Genomic DNA, 21,201 nt, shown 5'->3' on the forward strand with positions numbered 1-21,201 from the left:
GTTCTCACTCGGCCGCGGCCACCCGGCTCACGTGGCCCCGGTGCTGCTCCCGGACCAGATCTTCGATCCGGGCGCGCAGCGCGAGGAACCGCGGTTCGCGCTTCACCACCAGGTCGCGCTCGGCGGGCAGCGTCACCTCGACGTCGGCGGCGACCCGGCCCGGGTCGGAGGCGAGCACCACCACCCGGCCGCCGAGGAAGACCGCCTCCTCGACGTCGTGGGTGACCATCAGCACCGTGGTGCCGGTGTCGGCCTGCACCTGGCGGATCAGCACCTGCATGTCCTCTTTGGTCTGGACGTCCAGGGCGCCGAACGGTTCGTCCAGGAGCAGGACTTCCGGTTCGCAAGCCAGGGCGCGCGCGATCGCGACGCGTTGCTTCTGGCCGCCGGAGAGCTGTTTCGGCAGTGACTTGCGGACGCCGTCGAGGCCGGTTTCGGCGAGGTACCAGTCGATCCGCTTGGCCCGCTCGGCCGGGTCGAGCGAGAGCAGCTCGAGTCCGAACGCGACGTTCTTCTCGACGCTGCGCCACGGGTAGAGCGCGCCGGCCTGGAACACGAGCCCGCGGTCCGGCCCGGGCCCGGTCACCGGCACGCCGTCGAGCACGATTTCGCCTTCGGTCGGCCTGCTCAGCCCGGCCACCAGCGACAGCAGCGTCGACTTGCCCGACCCGCTGGCGCCGACGACGCAGACGAACTCGCCGCGCCGCACCTCGAGGTCGACGCCGTCGAGCGCGCGGGTGACCTTGCCGCGGACGGTGTAGTCCTTGGCGACGTTCCGCAGTTCCAGCGTCATGCCGCCCACTTCCCGACCCGCGTGCGCAGCAGGCGCAGCAGGACGTCGATGAGGAGCCCGGCGACCCCGATGACCACGAGCACCGCGAAGATCTTGTCGGTCTGCAGGAACCGCTGCGCGCGGACGATCCGGTAGCCGAGGCCCGCCGAGGAGTTGATCAGCTCGGCGACGACCACGAAGTTCCACGCCGCGGCCGCGTTGACCCGGATCGCGTCGATCATGCCCGGCAGCGAGTGCGGCACGACGATCTTGCGCAGTACCTCGCCGCGGCGCGCGCCGAGCGTGTAGGAGACGTCGATGAGCGAGCTGGGCACGCCGCGGACGACGTCGGCGGTCATCAGCGTGTTGAAGAAGACCGTGCCGATGAAGAGGATGGCGATCTTCGACGGCTCGCCGAGGCCGAGCCAGATGATCAGCAGCGGGATGAACGCGCTCGCCGGCAGGTAGCGCAGCAGCCCGATCAGCGGCTCGAAGAACGCCTGCCCGGCGGTGAAGCTGCCCATCAGGATGCCGAGCGGCACGGAGACTCCGACGGCGAGGCCGAACCCTTCGAGCACCCGCTGGGTCGTCGCCCACAGGTCGTCGAAGAGCTCGCCGGTGCTCGCCATGTCGACACCGGCTCTGACCACCGCGGCCGGGGACGGCAGGAACGTCGGGTCGACCGCCCCGCTGATGCTCAGCACGACCCAGGCGAGGAACGGGATGGCGAACGACAGCAGCGCGAGCGTCCAGCGGGACGCCGCGGAAATCGGTGTGCGCAGGGAGAAAAGCGGCGAAGCGGACGGTTTCCGCCCAGCCCGGCGGGGCAGCGGCGACCAGTTCGGTCGTCCGCCGCCCGCCCGGCCGGCTTCCTGCTGCTCGGCGAGCCGGTGTTCGACTTCCTGTGCCTCGGCGGCCTGCGCCTCGGCCGTGCTCGCCGGGGTGGTGCGCTGGGACGGACCGGTCACTGGGGCGCGGCCTTCACGAACTGGTCGTCGAACAGGCCGTCGAGCGACGGCCGCTGCTGGGCGAGGCCGGTACCGACGATGAAGTCGATGATCTTGTTCGCCTGGAAGTCGAGGTGCTGCGCGGTGACGCCCGGGGTGAACGCGTCGATGTTCTGCTGCCGCGTGAAGATCGTGGTGCCGGCGTCGTAGGACTTGTAGTCCGCCTCGGACACGCCACCGCGCTTGGCCATGATCTTCACGGCCGCGTCCTTGTTGTTCTTGATCCAGGTCAGCGTCTCGAACCAGGCGTTGACCAGCGCCTGCACGTCCTTCGGGCGGTCCTTGACCAGCTTCTGGGACGTGACGAGGTGGTCCGGGATGGCCCCGGGGAACTCCGCCGACGTGGAGATCGCGCGGCTGCCGGGGCGCTCCAGCGCCGTCGAGGTGAACGGCGCGAACGCGGCGACCGCGTCGACCTGCCCGCTCTTGAACGCGGCCGCGGCGGCGTCGGTCGGGAGGTTGACGAGCTCAATGTCCTTTTCGGTCAGTTTCGCCGACTGCAGCGCGAGCAGCAGCAGGTAGTGGTCGACCGCACCCTGCTCGACGGCGACCTTCTTGCCCTTGAGGTCGGCGACGCTGGTGATCCCCTCCCGCGCGATGATCTTGTCGTTGCCGGTGGAGTTGTCGTTCACCAGCACGATCGACAGCTTGGCGCCGCCGGAGACCGACGACAGCGTGTCGTTGAGGGTCTGGCTGTTGGCGTCGATGGCGCCACTGGCGAGGGCGTTGATGCTGTCGGTGTAATTGTCGAAATACTTCAGGTCGACGTTGACGCCGTTCTTGGCGAACAGGCCCTGTTCCTGCGCCACCTGCCAGGGGAACCAGCCCGGCCAGGCACTGAACCCGATGGTGATCTTGCTGCCGCTGCCGCTGCCGGAGGCGGAGCTGTCGCTGCACCCCGAAAGCGCGGTGACCCCGGCGAGGGTCAGCAAAGTCAGGAGCACCGTCAGCAGACGGGGGCGAGGACGGGAAATCACAACGAACTCCAGGTTGCGGGGGAAGTGGAGTGAAGCCGTACCAAATGGGGGAATTGCGGTGCTCGGGACTACGGGTGGTAACGACGTGCAGGGCGGTCTGTTCGAGCTGCGCTACCGCGCACGGTCATCGCTGCTCACTTCCGCCGAACCTGATCGGGTCATCGCGAGAGAACGCGGACAGGAGGCGCCTACCACCAGTGAAATCCCAGCACTCGGCGCACCGGATCAGCCACCCCTGTCCCTCTCCCGGCGGAGAGCCTAGCGAGTAGCACAAGATCCCCACAACGTCCGCCCTTTGCCTCCGAACGAGTGACATCCGGCCGGGTCAGGCCGCATGACCCAGGTGGCCCGAGAGCAACCTCACCCCGTTTTCTGTCGGCCGCCCGGCCAAGATCACGGTTCGCGTGCGCGTGGAGCGCGTGCAATTGCACGCCCCGAGGCCCCTGGTCGTTACCGCGGCAGCGGGGAGTGCCGAGATCATCACGGACGGCGAGCCGAGGGATCCGAACGGTCGTTCGGCTCCCTCGGGCCACGCTTGGGGAATTCGAACACCTGTCCGCATCGGCCGATACCGCACCGGTCTCGGATGCGCCAAATGATTCCCGACTGTTAACACACTCGAAACAATCCGATCCGGCCGCTAATTTCGATCAAACGACAGATTTAGTGAGGTCGTAAACGGTCGTGCTCCCGACCGTGCGCGGCGCGAAGTTCTGCTCGACCCAGGCCTGGATCTCCCCGGCGGTCCCCCGGCCACCGCCGAAGCCGCCCCGGCCACCGGCGACGTAGTAGTGGACGTCGCCGTCGGCGACGTACTGCCGGAACTGCTCCAGCGTCGGCGCCGGGTCGCTGCCGCTGAAGCCGCCGATCGCGAGCACCGGCCGTCCGCTCGCCAGCGCCAGGCCCGCCGACTGCATCGCGCCGCTCTGCGCCGCGGCCCACTTCGTCGTCGTGCCCTTCAGCAGGTCGATCACCGCGCTGTCGGTCTCCCCCGCGCCGAAGCCGCGCGGGCCGCCGAAGCCGCGTCCACTTGCGACGGCGGGACCGGACGACGGCGTCCCGCCGGAGTGCGCGGTCGCGGCCGTCGCCAACGTGAAGGACGTCGTCCCGAGCAGCGCGCCGCACAGACCGAGCACGGCCACGACCGGGCCGAGCCGCCGGACGCGGTCGGCGCCGAAGAGCAGGCCCGCGACCGCGGCGGCGCCGGTCACCAGCAGTACGTAGCGGATCCACGGCTGCCAGTCCGGCGTCCGCGCGAGCAGGACGAACGCCCAGACCGCCGTCACCGCGAGCATGACGGCAAGCACCGCGCGAGCCGCGAAGTTCGCCCGGCCGCGCCAGAGTTCCCGCGCGGAGATCGCGAGCGTCGCGGCGATCCCGGGGGCCAGCGCAACCGTGTAGTAGGGGTGGACGATGCCGCTCATGTAGCTGAACACGAGCGCGGTGACGACCAGCCAGCCGCCCCAGAGCAGCAGCGCCGCCCGCGTGCGGTCGGTGCGGGGCGCGCGGCGCGTGAACCACAGGCCGGCGACCAGCCCGACGACCGCGGCGGGCAGCAGCCACGACGCCTCGCCACCGAACTCGCCGCCGAACAGGCGAGTCAGGCCGGCTTGGCCACCGAAGCCGCCCCGGCCCCCGGCCGGCAGTTCCATTCCGGCCGGCGGCGTGAACGCCCCGCCGCCGCCCCCGCCGCGTCCTTCGCCGAAGATCCGGCCGAGGCCGTTGTAGCCGAAGGCCAGCTCCAGCACGGTGTTGTCGGTCGAGCCGCTGATGTAGGGCCGGTCCGCGACCGGCCACAGCGCGACGGCCGCGATCCACCAGCCCGCGGAGACGACCACGGCACCCGCCGCGGCACACAGCTGGCCGACCCGGCGGCCAAGTGACGTCGGCGCCGCGACGGCGTGAACGAGCACGAACGCGGGCAGCACGAGGAAGGCCTGCAGCATCTTGTCGAGGAACCCGAAGCCGATCGCGACCCCGGCGAGCACGAGCCACTTCGTGCTCGCGTGTTCCAGCGCCCGCACCACGCAGTAGGCACCGGCGACGAGGAGGAGAACGAGGAAGGCGTCGGGGTTGTCGTACCGGAACATCAGTGCGGCGACCGGCGTCAGCGCGAGCCCGGCCCCGGCCAGCAGCCCGGCGCCGGGCCCGGAAAGCCGCCGCACGGCGAGGTAGAGCAGGCCGACGGAAGCGACGCCGGCGAGCGCGTCGGGCACCAGCAGGCTCCAGCTGGAGAAGCCGAAGAGCCGGCCGGACAGTCCCATGATCCACAGCGAGAAGGGCGGTTTGTCGACGGTGACGACGTTGCCCGGATCGAGCGAACCGAAGAACAGCGCCTTCCAGCTCCACGTGCCCGCCTGCACGGCCATCGCGTAGAAGTCGTTGGCCCAGCCGGTTTTCGCCAGGTCCCACAGGTAGAGCAGGCCGGTGCCGAGCAGCAGCGCGGCCACGGAAGGGTTGACCCACCGGGGTTTCCGGACGGGAGCGGGCGGCTGGGGCTGGGCGTGTCCGGGCGCCGACAGCGTGGTCGTCATGGCATCCAAGGTGTCGGCGGCGCATGTGGTGAACTTGTGCCGAAGCTGTGTACCGGCTGTGCATCGCCCTCCCCAGCGCCCCTCCCAGCGCCCCAATGTGGCCTTGGGTGCGTTCAACGCACCGAAGGCCACCTTGGGTGCGTTGAACGCACCGAAGGCCACATTGGGGCGCTAGGGAGCCGGGACAGCCGGGAAGGTGATCTCGAACTCCGTCCGCCCCGGCCGGCTCTGCACCCCGACCCGGCCGCCGTGCGCGCCCACCACCGCCGCCACGATCGCCAAGCCGAGCCCCGTGCTGCCGGCCGCGCGTGAACGGGAATTGTCGCCGCGGGCGAAGCGCTCGAAGATGTCCGGGAGGATCTCCGGCGGGATACCGGGGCCGTCGTCGGCCACCCGGAGCCGGACGATTCCGTCCGAAGTGGACAGATTGGTCGTCACCGTGGTGCCCGGCGGGGTGTGCGTGCGCGCGTTGGCGAGCACGTTGATCACCACCTGGTGCAGCTGGCCCGCGTCGCCGAGGACGCCGATCGGCTCGCCGGGGACCTCCATCAGCCACTTGTGGTCCGGGCCCGCGACGTGCGCGTCCGCGACCGCGTCGGCCACCAGGCGGCACAGGTCCACCCACTCGTGCACCACCGGGCGGCCCGAATCCAGCCGGGCGAGCAGCAGCAGGTCCTCCACCAGCGTCGTCATCCGGCGCGACTCGGATTCGACGCGGCTCATCGCGAACGCGACGTCCGGGGGCACCTGCTCACCACCGCGGCGGGTCAGCTCCGCGTAACCGCGGATCGCCGCCAGCGGGGTGCGCAGCTCGTGGCTCGCGTCCGCGACGAACTGGCGGACGCGGTTCTCGCTCGCGTGCCGCGCGGACAGCGCGTTCGCGACGTGCTGCAGCATCCGGTTCAGCGCCGAGCCGACCTTGCCGACCTCGGTGTTCGGGTCGGTGTCGGCCTCCGGGACGCGCTCGGACAGCGCGACTTCGCCGCGGTCCAGCGGCAGCTCGGAGACGCGCGTCGCGGTCGCGGCCAGCCGGTCGAGCGGCTGCATCGTGCGCCGGATCGTCGCCGCGCCGACCGCGCCCGCCACCAGGATCCCGGCCAGTGCGACGCCGCCGAGGATGAACCCGAGCTGCCAGAGCGTCTCGTTGACGTCCTTCAGCGGCAGCCCGATCACCGTCTTTTCCCCGCGGGGCGACGTCGTCGAGACGACGCGGTACTCGCCGAGGGTGCCGCCGAGGTCGATGCTGCGCTGCTTCCCGTCCGACGGCAGCGCGAGCAGCGTCCGCGTCTGGTCCTTGGTGATGCCCTTGAACGGCGCCCTGTGCTTCGACGGCGGCCCCGCGCCGAAGTCGAGCACCCCGGCCTGCACCACCGCACCCGCCTGGACGACGGCGAGCGTGCCTTCGCCCTGGCCGAGCACGCGCAGCGGATCCGGCGGCGGCGCATCGCCGTACGGCCACACCGGCCGTTCCCCGCCGTGCGCGGCGCGGTCGGTGGCCGCCTTGAGCCGGTCGTCCTGCTGGCGGATCAGGAACTCGCTCAGCGCGAACTCCGTCACCACGCCGACGACCACGCACACCAGGGCGAGCAGCGCGGCGAGCTGGACGATCAGCCGCCGCCGCAGCGACCACGGTCGCCGGGCCCGCGCCGGGCGCGGTTCAGCCGGCGGGTTTGAGGACATACCCGGCGCCCCGCATGGTGTGGATCATCGGCTCGCGGTCGGCGTCGATCTTCTTGCGCAGGTAGGAGATGTAGAGCTCGACGATGTTGGCCTGGCCGCCGAAGTCGTAGCTCCACACGCGGTCCAGGATCTGGGCCTTCGACAGCACCCGCTTCGGGTTGCGCATGAGGTAGCGCAGCAGCTCGAACTCGGTCGCGGTCAGCGGCACCAGGTCGCCGCCGCGGTGCACCTCGCGGCTGTCTTCGTCGAGGGTGAGGTCGCCGACGACCAGCGTCGACCCGCTCGCGCCGGTGACCCCGCCCGCCCGGCGCAGCAGCGCGCGCAGGCGCAGCGCCACCTCTTCGAGGCTGAACGGCTTGGTGACGTAGTCGTCGCCGCCCGCGGTGAGCCCGGCGATGCGGTCCTCGACCGCGTCCTTCGCCGTCAGGAACAGCACCGGCAGGTGGGGCGCCTCGGACCGCATCCGGCGCAGCACCTCCAGGCCGCTGAAGTCGGGGAGCATGACGTCGAGCACGACGGCGTCGGGCCGGAAGTCGCGCGCGATCCGGACGGCCTCGGTGCCGTCGCCCGCGCTGCGCACCTCCCAGCCCTCCATCCGCAGGGCCATCGACACGAGCTCGGCCAGCGTCGCCTCGTCGTCGACGACGAGGACCCGGACCGGGCTCCCGTCGGCGCGGCGCAGGTCGGCCTTGCCAGGGCCGGGTGACGTGGCGTTCATAGCGGTCATAGTGCCACCCTCGCGGGCCGGCGTCGGTGTTCGCTGTGTGGTCGCTGTGCATTTGCTGTGAAGGTTCGCGCGTTCGAGGCCGCTTCGGAGGCACAGCAGCCGCTGACGCTCCGCACAGCGCAAACACAGCCGCGGCGGTGAACCTGAGCGGGACCAGTGTGGGCACCACCCGGAGGGACACGATGACGACCGAGCCGATGCCGAACACCCAGCCCGAGGGCGCCAACTGGGGCGACCCGGCCCCGGCGGCGCCGAAGAAGGGCTGGTCCGGCAAGAAGACGGCGATCGCGGCCGTCATCGCCGTGGTGATCGCGGCGGGCGGCGGCGCGGCGATCTGGGCGGGCACCAGCAGCGCCGGCAACACAGCACAGGGCCCAGGCGGCTTCGGCGGCCCGGGCGGCGGCCAGTTCCGCGGCCAGGGCGGCCCCGGCGGTGGCTTCGGCGGCGGAATGACCGCGTTGCGAGAGGCGTTGCACGGCGACTTCGTGGTGCCGGACGGCAACGGCGGCTACACGACCGAGCGGCTGCAGACGGGCGACGTCACCGAGCTGAGCGCGACATCGGTGACGCTGACCAGCAAGGACGGCTACAAGCAGACGTACACGCTCGACGCATCGACCCAGAAGACGGGCGACGTGAAGACGGGCGACACGAACGTGACGGTGGTGGCCAAGGTAGCGGGCCAGACGGCAACGGCAACAACGCTGGGCAAGGGCTTCGAGCCGGGCCAGCGCCAGCCGGGCCAGCGCCGCGGCGACTACTCGGCCCGCCCGACGAACTGACCCAAGCGCCCCAATGTGGCCTTCGGTGCGCTCAACGCACCCAATGTGGCCTTCGGTGCGTCCAACGCACCCAAGGCCACATTGGGGCGCTCCGCCCCCTCCAGACAGGGAACGTCCCGGTGCCGCGCACCCCCTCCGCCGCATCGGGGCGTTCCCGTCCCTCCGGCTCGCCGGTTAGGGCAAAGTGGCGGGTGTGCAGGACATCAGGGGGTCGCTGAGACGGCAGTCGCTGCTGGTCGCGCTCGTCTGTGTCGTCGGTGACGCCTCCCTCTTCCTCCTTCGCGGTCCGCTCGGCGAGGCCGGGTGGCGAGCCTGGGCCGTGCTGCTCTGCGGGGTGGCCGCCAACGCCGCGCTGGCCGGTGCCGCGCGGTACTCCGGGTGGGTTGCGCTCGCCCACGCTGTGCTCTTCGCCGGTGCTCCGCTCCTTCTCTGCACCTGCCAGGGGTACGTCACCGGCAACAACGCCGGGGTCCTCATCGCCGGCTACCGGGCCGGGGCGTGGCTGCGGCCCCGGCCCGCCGTGCTCGCGCTCGGTGCCCTGATCGCCGGGGTCACCGTCGGCTGCATCGCGGGTGGCGGGAAGACGGCCGGCGACTGGCGGCTCATCGCCATCAACGTCGGCGTCTCCGCCCTGCTGCCGTGGCTGGTCGGCCGGTACACGACGGCCCGGCGCGCCTACATCGCCGATCTCGAGCGCGAGGCCGACGAACGCCGTCAGCACGAAGAAGAAGCCGTCAAACGGGCCGTCCTCGAGGAACGCACCACCATCGCGCGCGACCTGCACGACGTCATCTCGCACCACGTCAGCGCCATCGGCGTGCACGCCGGCGCCGCCCGGCTCAGCCTTCCCGACGCTGCCGAACCGGCGCGGAAGTCGCTCGGCGCCGTCGAGTCGGCCAGCCGCTCGGCGATGGCCGACCTGCGCCGGCTGCTCGACCTCCTGCACGCCGAGACCAACGCCGAACAGCCCGGCCTCGACAACCTCGACGAGCTGGTCGAGACCGTCCGCGCGGCCGGCCTGCCGACCCGGCTGACGCTGAGCGGCGAGTCCCGCGAACTGCCGGGCTCGCTGGACATCGCGCTCTACCGGATCGCCCAGGAAGCCCTGACCAACGCCCTGCGCCACGGCCAGGGCCCGGTCGAGGTCGAGCTGAACCACGGCCGCACCGAGGTCGTGCTCACGGTGACCAACGGCCTGCGCGCGAACCGGACGGCCGCGGCCGAGCACGCGCACCGCGGCCTCGCCGGGATCCGGCAGCGCGTCACCCTCTTCGGTGGCCAGGTGTCCTACGGCGAGACCGGCGGCCTGTGGCAGCTGCGCACGACCTTCCCGGTGGAGAGCACATGATCCGCGTCCTGCTGGCCGACGACCACGCGATGTTCCGCTCCGGGATGCGCGCGCTGCTCGACACCCAGCCCGACTTCACCTGCGTCGGCGAGGCGGCCGACGGCCGGGAAGCCGTCGCCGAGACCGCGCGCCTGCGCCCGGACGTCGCCGTCCTCGACGTCCGGATGCCCCGCCTCGACGGCCTCGCCGCCACCGAGGCGATCCTGGCCGCGCCGGGCAACGACACCCGCGTCCTCGTGCTCACGACCTACGACGCCGACGAATACGTCTACCGCGCGCTGCGGGCCGGGGCGAGCGGGTTCCTGCTGAAGAGCCTGGCGCCGGAGGAACTGGTCGCGGCGATGCGGGTGGCGGCGCGCGGGGACGCGCTGATCGACCCCTCGGTGACGCGGCGGCTGGTGGCGAAGTTCGCGACGGTGCTCGAACCCGCGGCCGCCGAACCCCCGGAGCTGGCCCGGCTGACCTCCCGCGAACGCGAGGTGCTGCTGCTGCTCGCCAACGCCTGCAGCAACGCCGAGATCGCGCGGCAGCTGCACGTCGGCGAGGAGACGGTCAAGACGCACGTGTCGCGGGTGCTCTCGAAGCTCGGGCTGCCGGATCGCGTGCACGCCGTCGTCTACGCCTACCGCCACAAGCTCGTCCCGGACGAGCGGCCTGCTTAGACTGGGCGGATGAAGCGCTGGATCACCTTCGCGGTCGGGGTCGTGCTCGTGCTCGTCGGCGCCGTGTGGGTGCTGCAGGGGGTGGGGGTCATCACCGGCAGCTTCATGACCGGGCAGAAGCTGTGGTTCCTCATCGGGCTCGTCGCGTTCCTGGTCGGGGTGGTCCTGGTCGCCGCCAACCTGACGCGGCGCAAACCTACTTCGTGAAGATCTCGAAGATCGGGTAGCCCGGCGCGATCTCGCGCAGCTTCTCGTCCGTGGCGTTGGCGTCGACGCCGTCGAAGAACACGCCGACCTCGAACTTCCAGCGCTTGAGGTAGGCGCGGAGGATGCCCGGCTTCTCGTCGTGGGCCAGCTCGCGGAAGGTGAACGTCTCGACGCGGCGGCCGACGCGCAGCGTGCCCTGGCCCGCCGCACGCAGGTTGCGCACCCACTGCGTCTCGCCACGCGGGGCGACGAGGTAGCGGACGCCGTCGACGGTCAGCAGGTTGACCGGGACCGAGCGCGGCTCGCCGCTCTTGCGGCCGACGACGGTCAGCACCCGGCTCCCCCAGACGCTCACCCCCAGCTCGGTGAGCTTGCGGACGACCTCGTTGAAGGCGTTGGTCGACTTCTTCGGCTTGATGTAGCGGGTGCCGGTCATGGTGTCCTCCGAAGTTTGGGAGAGCAGCGCTCTCGGTTAAGAGCAGTGAACACCAGAGCGTCGCACACCGTCAAGAGCACTGCTCTCTCTTTTGTGCGCTGCTCTCGTCGTGGCACACTGATCGCATGACCGCCTCCCGCACCGCACGCGAACGTGCCCGCGCCGAACTGACCCAGGAGATCAAGGACGAAGCCCGCCGCCAGCTCGCCGAAGTCGGCGCGCACGGGCTTTCGCTGCGTGCGGTGGCCCGGGAGCTGGGCATGGTGTCGTCCGCGATCTACCGGTACTTCCCGAGCCGCGACCGGCTCCTCACCGACCTGATCGTCGACGCCTACAACGCGATCGGCGAGGCAGCCGAAAAGGCCGACCCGGGCACCGGCGACCCCCGCGACCGGTGGCTGGCGATCTGGCGGGGAACGCGCGACTGGGCTCGAGCCCACCCCCACGAGTACGCGCTCATCTACGGCTCGCCGATCCCCGGGTACGCGGCACCGCAGGACACCGTCGTGCCGGCTTCCCGGGTCGCGCTCGCCCTGGTCAAGGTGCTCACGAACACCGAGGTGCGGGCCGAGAGCGAAGTCCCGCCCGAGCTGCGCGCCCAGGCCGAGGCGCTCACGAAGGTCCTCGGGATCCTCGCCGGCCCCGAGACCGTGGCCCGGCTGCTCATGGCCTGGACCCAGCTGTTCGGCGCGATCAGCTTCGAGCTGTTCGGCCAGTACGTCGGCAGCGTCGACCCGGCCGACGCGTTCTTCGCCCACTCGGCGAGGCGGATGGCGGAGTTCGTCGGGCTCTAGGCTGAAGCGAGAGTCCAACGGCGGAAGGCGGCACGACGTGACGGGGTGGGCCGGGAAGGTCGGCAGGATCCGGGTGATCGGCACCGGGGTGATGGGCCGCGGGATCGTCCAGCTCGCCGCGACCGCGGGGGTGACCGTCGAGCTGGCCGACGCCCGGCGCGAGGCCGTCGCGGAGGCGATCGGGTACGTCGGCGGGATGGTGGACAAGCTGGCCGCCAAGGGCAAGCTCGCCGACCCGCAGGCGGTCAAGGCCCGGCTGGTCGCCGTGGACGCGCCCGACGCGCCCGCGGACGGCGTCGACCTCGTGGTCGAAGCCGTCCGGGAGGACCTCGCCACGAAACGCGCCCTGTTCGCGAGCCTCGAACGTGTCTGTCCACAGGAGACGATCTTCGCGACGAACACCAGCTCGCTGTCGGTCACCGAGATCGCCGCCGAGCTGACCGAGCCCGGTCGCCTGCTCGGCCTGCACTTCTTCAACCCGGTGCCGCTGATGCGGCTGGTCGAGGTGGTCCCGGGCGCCCGCACCCACGACTGGCTGCCCGGTCAGGCCCTCGAACTGGTCAAGAGCTGGGGGCACGAGCCGGTGCTCGCGAAGGACGCGCCCGGCTTCCTGGTCAACCACGCCGGCCGCGGCCTGAACACCGAGGCGCTGCAGATCCTCGCCGAGGCGCTGGCCGAGCCCGCCGACGTCGACCGCATCGCCCGTGACGTGCTCGGTCTCAAGCTCGGCCCGTTCGAGCTGCTCGACCTCACCGGTCTCGACGTCTCGCACGCCGTCCTGGAAAGCATCTGGAGCGGCTTCCACGGCGACCCGCGGCTGCGGCCGTCGTGGCTGACCCGGCCGCGGGTGGCCGCCGGGTTGTTCGGGCGGAAGAACGGCGAGGGCTTCTACACCTACGTCGACGGCGAGCAGCAGGTCGACGCCGAGCCCGCCGCCCCGCCGAAGCCGTCGAGCCCGGTGTTCACCGCGGACGAGCACCTCGCCCGTGCGCTGTCGTCCGCGGGCGTGCACGTGGTGTCCGACGCCTACCCGGACGCGATCCTGCTCGTGCCGCTCTACGGTGAGTCCACAGTGGACGCCGCGGCCCGCGCCGGGCTGCCGCCGGCCCGCGTCGCCGGCGTCGATCCGCTGGGCGGCTACGAACGACGGCTGACGATGTCGGTGCACCCCGGCCTCGACCCGGCGGCGGGCTACGCCGCCTGGGGCGCGCTGGCCGCGACCGGCCGCCCCGTGACGGTCGTCCGCGACGGGCCGGCGCCGATCGCGCAGCGCCTGCTGGCGTCGATCGTCAACACGGCCTGCTTCATCGCGGGCCAGCACCTGGCCACCCCGGCCGACATCGACACGGCGGTCCGCCTCGGCCTCGGTTACCCGCGCGGCCCGCTGGCCTGGGGCGACTTCGTCGGCGGCGACGTGGTGCTGCGCATCCTGCACGGCCTCACCGCGGCCACCGGCGACCCCCGCTACCGGCCGAGCCCTTGGCTCACCGAGCGCGTCGCCCTCGGCCTGCCGTTGACGGCGCCCGGGACGACGCCGTCCGACCTGCGGCCGTCCTAGAGGACTTACCGGACGACCTGGACTTCGTCGCCCTTCTCCAGGGAGTTGTAGAACTTCAGCGACGCCGCGTTCGAGAGGTGCACGCAACCGGCCGAGTACCTGCTGAGGCTGCCCTCGTGGAGCGCGATGCCGCCAGGGGCGAAGAACACCGAGTTCGGCATCGGCGCGCCGTTGAACTCGCTGCTGCGGTGCAGCTTCTTCTTGTATTCCACCTGCCACCTGCCCACCGGGGTCGGGGTGGCCTTCTTGCCGGGCAACATCTTCACCGGGCCGTACACGATCTTGCCTTCGTCGAGCAGCCAAGCCTGCTTGCCCGAAAGGGACACACACGCCTTCGCCGTGATCGTGCACGGAACCCCGGCCGCCATCACCGGCTTCGCCTTGGCCGGTTTCGACGCCGGAGCCGTCGCCGGAGCCGCGGACGCCTGCGTGGACGAAGGCGTGTCCGCCGCCAGCCGGACGTCCGCCGTGCCACTCGCCGAACAGGCGGTCAGCACCGCCCCGACAGCCAAAGTGGACAGAGCAGCCAGAACGCGCCGCACGCGCATGTGATCCCCCGGAAGTTCGTGTTCCCCTGCTTGCTGCCACCCAAGACGTGCGGTGGTGGCCGAAGGTTGAGCGGGCGGGGAAAATCTTCGTGGCGGATCACCAGCGGTGGTCCCGGGCCCCGGCGAAGGTGTAGGTGATGTAGCCGCCCTCGAAGTCGCTGCGGTACCCGCCGTTCGTCACGTATTCGTCGGACTTCGGGTAGCGCAGGTAGGAGTACTCCCACCCGAGCGCCGCCCAGCGCTTCCGGATCTCGCCCTTCACCATGTGGGCACCGGTGGCCGTCGTGTAGTAGATGGAGCCGCCGGCGGTGAAGTGGTTGTAGCGGCCGCGGCCGTCCGGCGTGCCGAGTTCGTCGGTCGTCGGATAACCCAGGCCCCGTTCGTAATCGAGCGCCGCCCACTTCTTCCGGATCTCACCGTTGATCGCGCGCGCACCCGTCGCCGTCGTGTAGTAGATCGAGCCGACTGTGCCGCTCTTGAGGAAATGGTTGTAGCGAGCGACCCTGTCCGGCGTCCCCAGCTCGTCCGTGGTCGGATAACCCAGGCCACGCTCGTAATCGAGCGCCGCCCACTTCTTCCGGATCTCTCCATAAATCGCGCGCGCACCCGTCGCCGTCGTGTAGTAAACCGACCCGACACTGCCACCCTTCACGAAATGGTTGTAGCGAGCGACTCCGTCCGGCGTCCCCAGCTCGTTCGTGGTCGGATAACCCAGGCCACGCTCGTAATCGAGCGCCGCCCACTTCTTCCGGATCTCACCGGAAATCACGCGCGCACCCGTCGCGGCCGTGTGGTAAATCGAGCTCACGTTGCCGTTGGCGACGAAGTGGTTGTACTGGGCCACGCCGTCCGGAGTCGTGGACGTGTCGGACGCCGGCGGCCCGAGCAGGCCGTGCCCGCCGGCGGCGAGGTACTTGTCCAGCACCGGGCCGGTGACGTACCGGGTGCCGGTTGCGGCACTCCAGTAAAGCCGTCCGTTCGCGTGCACCCGGTAGTGGACCGGGCCGTCGGTGAGCTCCGCCGTCGCCGGCGCGCCGAGCTTCGCCCGCAACGCCGGGTCGGCGTCGTAGCGCTGGTCGATCGGGGTCGCGTAGTTCGCGGTCAGCGTCAGGTCGGCCGTGCCGGCGGTGACGATCCACCTGGTGTCCGAAGGACCGCCCTGCCAGCCGGAGAACTTCGAGAAGCCGTCGATGGCCAGCGGCGCGGCCTCGACGTCGAAGGAAGCGCCTTCGGTGACCATGGCCGTGCTGACCCCGCCCGCCACCGGGATGCTCAGCGCCGCGGGTTGCGTGCCGCGCAGCGTGAGCCGGTGCTGCCGCGGCATGGCCGTGTACGTCTTGGCCGTGGCGACGCCCGCGCTGTCGGTCACCGTGGCGGTGAAGTCCATCCGGGAGTCCGGGTGCTCGGTGAACGACTGCGAGAAGCTCGCCCCGGTCCCGCCGATGCCCGGGTGCGCGTGGCACGTCGCTTCGCTCGGGCAGTGCCGCACGGCCGTGGTCCAGGTGATCGGCAGGGCGCCGTCCTCGGCGTCGGTCGCGGTGGCGCCGACGGCGACCGGCTGGTTCACGGCGAACGTCGTGGCCGCGGGCGAAGTCAGGGTGAGCACCGGGGTCCGGTTGCCGGGTGCGACCGCGATGGCGATCTCGCCGGTGCGCCCCAGCGGGTCACGGACCCGCAGCTTCGCGGTGAACGACGCGGTGCCCGCCGCGTAGGTGTGCGACACCTTCGGCCCCGCGTCGGCGGCGGTGGCGCCGTCCCCGAAGTCCCAGTCGTACTTCAGCACGTCGTTGTCGTAGTCGACCGAAGCCGAGCCGTCGAACGACACCGTGCGGGTGTCCGGGTTCGTCGACGTCGTGGCCTTGGCCACCGGCGCGGTGTTGCCGGTCGAGTAGCTCAGGCGGCGCAGGTTGCCGGACAGGATGTCGGCGTAGACGATGTCGCCGTTCGGCGCCGCCGCGAACTTCACCGGGCCGCCGATGCCGGTGAAGACCGGCGGGTTCTCCGGGGCCTGCGTCAGCTTGCCCTGGCCGTCGTACCGCAGCGTCCAGATCTTGTTCGCCACGTAGTCGCCGAAGAAGTACGAGCCGCGGTAGGCCGCCGGGTAGCTGGCTCCACTGTAGACAATGCCGCCGGTGGCGCTGTTGCCGTTCATGGGCCCGGTGCCGTGCGTGTACTCGTGGATCGGCGGCTGGTTCGGCACGCCGGCGCAGCCCGCGAGGCCGCTGTAGCCCGGTGTCGGGTGGTTGCCCTCCCAGCACGGCCAGCCCTGGTTGGCGCCGCGCTGGACGACGTCGACCTCTTCCCAGTTGCTCCAGCCGACGTCGCCGGCCACCGGCAGGCCGAGGCTCGGGTCGAGGCCGAAGCGGAACGGGTTGCGGAAGCCGCGGGCGAACACCTTGCTCGCGGTCGAGCCCGGGTTGGCCGGGTCGTAGTAGGGGTTCCCCGGCACGCCCTGGCCGCCGGCGGTCAGGTGGAAGATCTTGCCGTAGGGCTGGTTGACGTCGAGGGCGCGCAGCGCACCCGGGTCCATCTTCCGGTAGTCGCTGTTGTCGCCGATGGACAGCCACAGCGTCCCGTCCGCGGGAGCGAGGACACCGTTGATGCCGTGCACGTTGAAGGTGCCCGGCACCTCGAACAGCGGCTGCTCACCGGCCAGGCCGGCCGGCGCGCCCGCCGCGTCCACGGTCACGGTGAACTTTGACAGCCGCATGACGAAGCCGCCGGCGGTGTTGATGGACCGCGTGAGATAGATGGCCCGTGACGTCGCGTAGTCGGGCGCCACGGCCAGGCCGACGAGACCGAGGTCCTCGTCGGCGCGGACCGGCAGCGTCGCGATCGTCCGGCCGGTGCCGGTGACCGGCACCCAGCGGACACGGCCGTCCTTGGCCGTGGCCACGACGGAGTTGTCGGGCAGGTACGCGAAGTCGGTGAGCTGGTACAGGCCCAGTCCCGTGTCGGTGTCCTGGAGGACGAAGCCCGGCGGAAGCGTGGCCGCCGTCGCGACACCCGGAGACACGACAGGCAGCAACACACCGATCAGGACCGCCACGAGCAGTCCGCGAAGCTTCCGCGCGGCCATCTGGCCCCCTTCCCATGCGATCTTTTGTCGCAAGAGCGGGGGGACCAGTTGCACTAGTTCAGATTACTTGACCCTAATGTGACCTATGCCACGTGACGGTCCGTAGCGGTTTACGGGACAACCTGCACGACGTCACCGATGCGCAGCGTGTTGAAGAACTTCAGCGACGCGCTCGGCGACAGGTGGATGCAGCCGTGCGAGTACACCGAGAGGCTGCCCGTGTGGAAGGCGTCGCCCGGGTAGAAGAAGACCGAGTTCGGCATCTCCGCGTTGTTGAACTGCTTCGACAGGTGCATCTTCTCTTTCGACAGCACCCGGAACGTGCCGGTCGGCGTCGCGTAGCCCTTGCGACCCGGCAGCATCGGCACCGGGCCGTAGATGACCTTGCCACCCTGCAGCAGCCACGTCTTGTGCGCGGAGATGTCGACGCAGGCGGCGGTGCCGGAGGCCGCGGCCGCCGCGGCGCACGGGACGCCCGGGGCTGCCGCCGGCTTGGGCGTCGGCTTCGGCGTCGGCTTGGGCTTCGGCTTGGCCGAAGTGCTGGTCGGCGCCGGCTTCGTGGACGCCGGGGTGGGCGTCGGCGTCGTCTCGGTGGTGGTCGGCGCCGGGGTGGTGCTCGAGGTCGTCGGCGTCCCGCCACCGCTGCCCGCCGCGGCGACGGCCCCGCCGCCCGCGTTCGAGCCACCGGCCGAGCCGCCGGAGCACGCGGCCAGCACGAATGCGGTGGCCAGCGCGGCCGCTCCCGCCAGAAGCCTCTTCACGATCCGGTACCCCCAGCTGTGTCGATCATCGCGTGTGGAACACCGGTAAAGACGGTGGTCACCCGGTCGAGGTTCGTCGATGAAGGTCACGATTGGGTGATGCTCACTCTCGGCGTCAACCCGCGGGTTGACGCCGGGATCCACCCAGGCCCGATCCGCGGGCCGACGAAACCGGGCCGCCGTTCGCCGAAGCTGGAAGCGACCTTCGAACCCAGGGGAGCTCCGGAATGCCCGACGTCCTGCTTTACGCCGCCATCGCCGTCCTCGTCCTCTACAAGCTCGTCTACCAGCAGATCTGCGGCGTTCTGCTCAACCGCCGGACGCTGGTCTTGATGCCGCTGCTGCTGACGGCGGTGGGCGGGTACCTGACGCTGAAAGCGCTGCCCGGCGCGTCTGCGGCCGAGCTGGGTCTGCTGGCCGCCGACCTCCTGGTGCTCGCCGGGCTCGGCGTGCTCCGCAGCACCACGACCACCCTCGCCGAGCGCGACGGCACGACGTTCCAACGGGGTTCGGCCGTCACGATCGGCTTGTGGGTGCTGACGGTCGCGGTCCGGATCGGCGTGGCCGCGCTGGGCGCCGCACTCGGCATCGCGGGCCCGCTGACCTCGGCGTCGATCGCACTCACCCTCGGCGTGAGCATCGCGGTGCAGAACGCGACGACCTACCGGCGCATCCAGCGCCGTGGCCTGCCGCTCGCCGACCAGCGGACCGCGGTCAGCCGTTGACGCGGCCCAGCATCCGGGCGTACATCCGGCCCGGGCTGGGCACCGACGGCGGCACCAGGAACCCCGGCAGCGGCGGCAGCCCGCCGACGAACGCGCCGAGCCGCTCGTACAGCACGGCGGCGCCGGCCGGCCGGGCTTCCGGATCCTTCGCCAGCATCTCGGCGAGCAGCGCGTTCAACGGTTTCGGGAGGCCCGGCACCGGCGGCGGCAGCTCCTTGACCTGCCGCTCGAACACCGCGTACGCGGTCGGCCCGTCGAAGAGCCGCCGCCCGGTGAGCATCTCGTGCAGCACGCAGCCCAGCGCGTAGAGGTCGCTGCGCGGTTCGGCGCCGCCCCGCTGGATCTGTTCGGGCGCCATGTACGACGGCGTCCCCAGCAGCTGCCCGGCCCGCGTGAACTGCGCCGCGTCGGCTTCGCGCAGCACGGCCAGCCCGAAGTCCATCACCTTCACGCCGCCGTCGGGCCCGAGCATCAGGTTGGACGGCTTGAGGTCGCGGTGGCAGACGGCGAGCGCGTGGGCGGCGGTCAGCACCGCGCACGCCTGCGCCGCGATCGCCGCGGCCCACGGCACCGGCAGCGGCCCGTGCTCGGCGAGCAGGTCGGCCACGGTCACTCCGTCGACGAACTGCATGACCTGGAACAACCGGTCGTCGTGGGTGCCGTAGTCGTAGAGCGTGGGGACGCCGGGGTGGTCGAGCGTCGCCAGGATGCGGGCCTCGCGGGCGAAGCGGGCTTCGAGCTCTTCGTCGCGGCCCGGCAGCCTGAGCAGCTTGATCGCCACGCGGCGACCCAGCCTGCGGTCGTGCCCGCCGTGCACCGCGCCCATCCCGCCGCGGCCGAGCGGCAGCTCGTCGAGCTCGTAGCGGTCGGCGATCAGCATCCGTTCCCCTATCGGCCCGGCTGGAGCCGTCCTTCGACAAGTCCAGCGAAGCCTAGCCGGACCAGCTCACGGCCCGTTTCGGCCGCCTCGCGCAGGACTTCGTCGAACTCGGCGAGCCGCCGGAAGACCCGGCCGTGCTCCCGCTGGAGCGCGATCGGCAGCCGCGGGACCCGCACTCGCCTGCTGTCGATCCGCGTGGACGCCGACGCGGCGGGCAGGTCGGCCGCGCGCAGGCAGCCTGCCAGGAAGTCCGCGTCCAGCCGCTGCGCGTCGACGCGGTACACGGTGAGCCCGGCACCCACCGGCCGCGGTGGTCCACTGTGGACGTACGCGATGCCGGTCACCGACGCGACGACGTCACCCGCCTCGGCCAGCGGGTGTTCGGCGTCCGCGCGCACCGGCGCGTGCTTGACCTCGACGACGCCCGCCTTGACCAGCTCACCGACGGTCGTGAACGCCGGTTCGGCGTCCGCCGGTTCGAGCGGCGGCAGCTGCGGGACCAGCCCGGCGAACCGGGCGCGCACGGCCTGGAAGGCCTGCCCCGGATCCTCGTCGCTGGTGCGGCGGCGGGCCGGCGTCAGGTCGACGTCGTCGTCGAGCAGGTCGATGATCCGGACCCCGGATTCCGGGTGCGCACCGAACTCCCGCCAGCTTTCTTCCACTGTGGACAGTTCGTCGCCCGCTTCGCCGAGCAGCACGGTGGACGGCGCGCGCTCGCCGGGAGCCGCCCGGCGCAGCAGCCAGAGGTCCGGGCCCGCCGGGGCGAGCGTGACGACCGCGCGGACCGCGCCCGCGCGCAGCAGGTTGCCGCGGATGCGCTTGCCGCTGCGCCGCCCGGCCGCCGCGCCCGGCATCAGGATCGCCACCGTGCCACCGGGTTCGACGTGCGCGAGGCAGTGCTGCACCCAGGCGAGCTCGGGTTCGCCGCGCGGGGGCAGGCCGTACTCCCAGCGCGCGTCGCCGACCAGTTCGTCGTGCCCCCAGGCCCGTTCGTTGAACGGCGGGTCGCACAACACCGCTTCGGCGGTCCGGCCGGCGAAGGCGTCTTCGCGCAGCGCGTCGACCGCGTGCACCTCGGCCTCGATGCCGCGCAACCGCAGCCGCAGCGCGGCGATCGACGCCGTCATCGGGTCGCTGTCCTGCCCCAGCACGGTTTTCGCGCCGCTCGCCAGTGCGAGTGCGCCGAAGCCGCACGCGGGATCCAGGATCGTCGACACCGGGCCGACGAGCCGGGCCATCAGCTCGGCGATCGGCTCCGGCGTGGCCGACAACCGCCGCGAATGCGCCTCGAAGTACCGGTGGCACAGCAGTTCGAACGCTTCGACCGGCCCCGCCTGGTGCGTCAGCTCGCTGAGCAGGGTGAGCAGCTCCGGGTCGTCGAGCCGGCTGTCGAAGGTGTCGAAGAGGCCGGCCTGGAAGGCGAAGAAGCCACCCGCGCGGCTGACGCGTTCGGCGAGGTCGAGGTCGTCGCCGAGCGCGCGCAGCCGCTGCCACGCGCGTTCGCCGGCGCTCAGCTCGAACTTCTTGCCACGCGCGCGGAACCAGCCGGCGACGGCGGAGAGGCCGAACAGCGGGCTCGACGCCGTGCCACCGACCGGCGGCGGGAAGTCCGGGTAGCGGCGGCGCCAGTTGCTGACCGCGGCCCGGCCGACCCCGGCGAGCCGCGCGATGTCGGCCGCGCTGACCGTGGCATCGTCGTCCATGGCGAGGACTCTATCGGAGGA

Annotated in this window: 19 protein-coding genes; 7 read left to right on the forward strand and 12 right to left on the reverse strand. The window is 71.5% G+C overall.

All coding sequences use genetic code 11. The annotated features are described in order from the left end of the window. Positions 1–4: 4 nt before the first annotated feature. The 6 genes from ACLJQE_RS02685 to ACLJQE_RS02710 all read right to left on the reverse strand — a co-directional run bounded on the left by ACLJQE_RS02685 (position 5) and on the right by ACLJQE_RS02710 (position 7,697). Entirely contained in the window at positions 5–793 is a 789-nt protein-coding gene (locus ACLJQE_RS02685) for an ABC transporter ATP-binding protein (RefSeq protein WP_410637303.1), read from the reverse strand. Continuing rightward, positions 790–1,740: an ABC transporter permease gene (locus tag ACLJQE_RS02690; RefSeq protein WP_410637304.1), complete on the reverse strand. Its 951-nt coding sequence runs from the start codon at positions 1,738–1,740 to the stop codon at positions 790–792. Before ACLJQE_RS02690 ends, ACLJQE_RS02685 begins: the two co-directional genes overlap by 4 nt. After that, entirely contained in the window at positions 1,737–2,756 is a 1,020-nt protein-coding gene (locus ACLJQE_RS02695) for an ABC transporter substrate-binding protein (protein ID WP_410637305.1), read from the reverse strand. The genes ACLJQE_RS02690 and ACLJQE_RS02695 overlap by 4 nt, the downstream gene beginning before the upstream one ends. Positions 2,757–3,406: 650 nt before the next feature. Then, positions 3,407–5,290 carry a glycosyltransferase family 39 protein gene (locus ACLJQE_RS02700; RefSeq protein ID WP_410637306.1) on the reverse strand — a complete coding sequence of 628 codons (1,884 nt, stop codon included), beginning with the start codon at positions 5,288–5,290 and terminating at the stop codon, positions 3,407–3,409. A gap of 171 nt (positions 5,291–5,461) precedes the next feature. Further along, complete coding sequence (locus tag ACLJQE_RS02705; protein ID WP_410637307.1) at positions 5,462–6,970, reverse strand: sensor histidine kinase; 1,509 nt, start codon at positions 6,968–6,970, stop codon at positions 5,462–5,464. Further along, on the reverse strand, positions 6,948–7,697 hold the full coding sequence (locus ACLJQE_RS02710; protein WP_043776006.1) for a response regulator transcription factor: 750 nt from the start codon (positions 7,695–7,697) through the stop codon (positions 6,948–6,950). Before ACLJQE_RS02710 ends, ACLJQE_RS02705 begins: the two co-directional genes overlap by 23 nt. A gap of 182 nt (positions 7,698–7,879) precedes the next feature. Here ACLJQE_RS02710 and ACLJQE_RS02715 point away from each other — a divergent pair, with 182 nt between their 5' ends. The 4 genes from ACLJQE_RS02715 (at position 7,880) to ACLJQE_RS02730 (ending at position 10,696) form a co-directional block, all read left to right on the forward strand. Next, entirely contained in the window at positions 7,880–8,479 is a 600-nt protein-coding gene (locus tag ACLJQE_RS02715; RefSeq protein ID WP_410637308.1) for a hypothetical protein, read from the forward strand. Between the two features lie 193 nt (positions 8,480–8,672). Next, positions 8,673–9,827 (forward strand): sensor histidine kinase, encoded by a 1,155-nt coding sequence (locus ACLJQE_RS02720; protein WP_410637309.1) that lies wholly within the window; start codon positions 8,673–8,675, stop codon positions 9,825–9,827. Then, complete coding sequence (locus ACLJQE_RS02725) at positions 9,824–10,489, forward strand: response regulator (protein WP_410637310.1); 666 nt, start codon at positions 9,824–9,826, stop codon at positions 10,487–10,489. Before ACLJQE_RS02720 ends, ACLJQE_RS02725 begins: the two co-directional genes overlap by 4 nt. A 9-nt stretch (positions 10,490–10,498) precedes the next feature. Next, positions 10,499–10,696, forward strand: coding sequence for a hypothetical protein (locus ACLJQE_RS02730; protein ID WP_364562909.1), 198 nt, complete (start codon positions 10,499–10,501; stop codon positions 10,694–10,696). On the opposite strand, the gene ACLJQE_RS02735 is transcribed toward ACLJQE_RS02730, so the two are convergent. Continuing rightward, complete coding sequence (locus ACLJQE_RS02735; protein ID WP_410637311.1) at positions 10,686–11,132, reverse strand: nitroreductase family deazaflavin-dependent oxidoreductase; 447 nt, start codon at positions 11,130–11,132, stop codon at positions 10,686–10,688. The two genes, ACLJQE_RS02730 and ACLJQE_RS02735, sit on opposite strands and share 11 nt — an antisense overlap. Before the next feature lie 125 nt (positions 11,133–11,257). Here ACLJQE_RS02735 and ACLJQE_RS02740 point away from each other — a divergent pair, with 125 nt between their 5' ends. Further along, complete coding sequence (locus tag ACLJQE_RS02740; protein WP_410637312.1) at positions 11,258–11,926, forward strand: TetR/AcrR family transcriptional regulator; 669 nt, start codon at positions 11,258–11,260, stop codon at positions 11,924–11,926. Between the two features lie 37 nt (positions 11,927–11,963). Further along, positions 11,964–13,484, forward strand: a complete 1,521-nt coding sequence (locus tag ACLJQE_RS02745; RefSeq protein ID WP_410637313.1) for a 3-hydroxyacyl-CoA dehydrogenase — start codon at positions 11,964–11,966, stop codon at positions 13,482–13,484. A 5-nt stretch (positions 13,485–13,489) separates the two neighbouring features. On the opposite strand, the gene ACLJQE_RS02750 is transcribed toward ACLJQE_RS02745, so the two are convergent. The 3 genes from ACLJQE_RS02750 to ACLJQE_RS02760 form a co-directional block, all read right to left on the reverse strand. Further along, complete coding sequence (locus tag ACLJQE_RS02750; RefSeq protein WP_410637314.1) at positions 13,490–14,032, reverse strand: L,D-transpeptidase; 543 nt, start codon at positions 14,030–14,032, stop codon at positions 13,490–13,492. 97 nt (positions 14,033–14,129) lie between these two features. After that, positions 14,130–17,111: a PQQ-dependent sugar dehydrogenase gene (locus tag ACLJQE_RS02755; RefSeq protein WP_410637315.1), complete on the reverse strand. Its 2,982-nt coding sequence runs from the start codon at positions 17,109–17,111 to the stop codon at positions 14,130–14,132. Positions 17,112–17,221: 110 nt separating this feature from the next. Continuing rightward, positions 17,222–17,872 (reverse strand): L,D-transpeptidase, encoded by a 651-nt coding sequence (locus ACLJQE_RS02760; RefSeq protein WP_410637316.1) that lies wholly within the window; start codon positions 17,870–17,872, stop codon positions 17,222–17,224. Between the two features lie 227 nt (positions 17,873–18,099). On the opposite strand from ACLJQE_RS02760, the gene ACLJQE_RS02765 reads away from it, so the two are divergent. Beyond that, positions 18,100–18,597 (forward strand): hypothetical protein, encoded by a 498-nt coding sequence (locus ACLJQE_RS02765; RefSeq protein WP_410637317.1) that lies wholly within the window; start codon positions 18,100–18,102, stop codon positions 18,595–18,597. Here the strand turns inward: ACLJQE_RS02765 and ACLJQE_RS02770 are convergent. Together ACLJQE_RS02770 and ACLJQE_RS02775 are read right to left on the reverse strand one after the other, a co-directional pair. Next, positions 18,587–19,477 carry a serine/threonine-protein kinase gene (locus ACLJQE_RS02770; protein ID WP_410637318.1) on the reverse strand — a complete coding sequence of 297 codons (891 nt, stop codon included), beginning with the start codon at positions 19,475–19,477 and terminating at the stop codon, positions 18,587–18,589. The two genes, ACLJQE_RS02765 and ACLJQE_RS02770, sit on opposite strands and share 11 nt — an antisense overlap. A gap of 8 nt (positions 19,478–19,485) precedes the next feature. Continuing rightward, the gene (locus tag ACLJQE_RS02775; protein ID WP_410637319.1) at positions 19,486–21,180 is read right to left on the reverse strand and encodes a class I SAM-dependent DNA methyltransferase; all 1,695 of its coding nucleotides are present in this window, start codon (positions 21,178–21,180) and stop codon (positions 19,486–19,488) included. Positions 21,181–21,201: the final 21 nt, after the last annotated feature.

The sequence above is a fragment of the Amycolatopsis sp. lyj-346 genome, from assembly GCF_046548975.1.
GTDB lineage: Bacteria > Actinomycetota > Actinomycetes > Mycobacteriales > Pseudonocardiaceae > Amycolatopsis.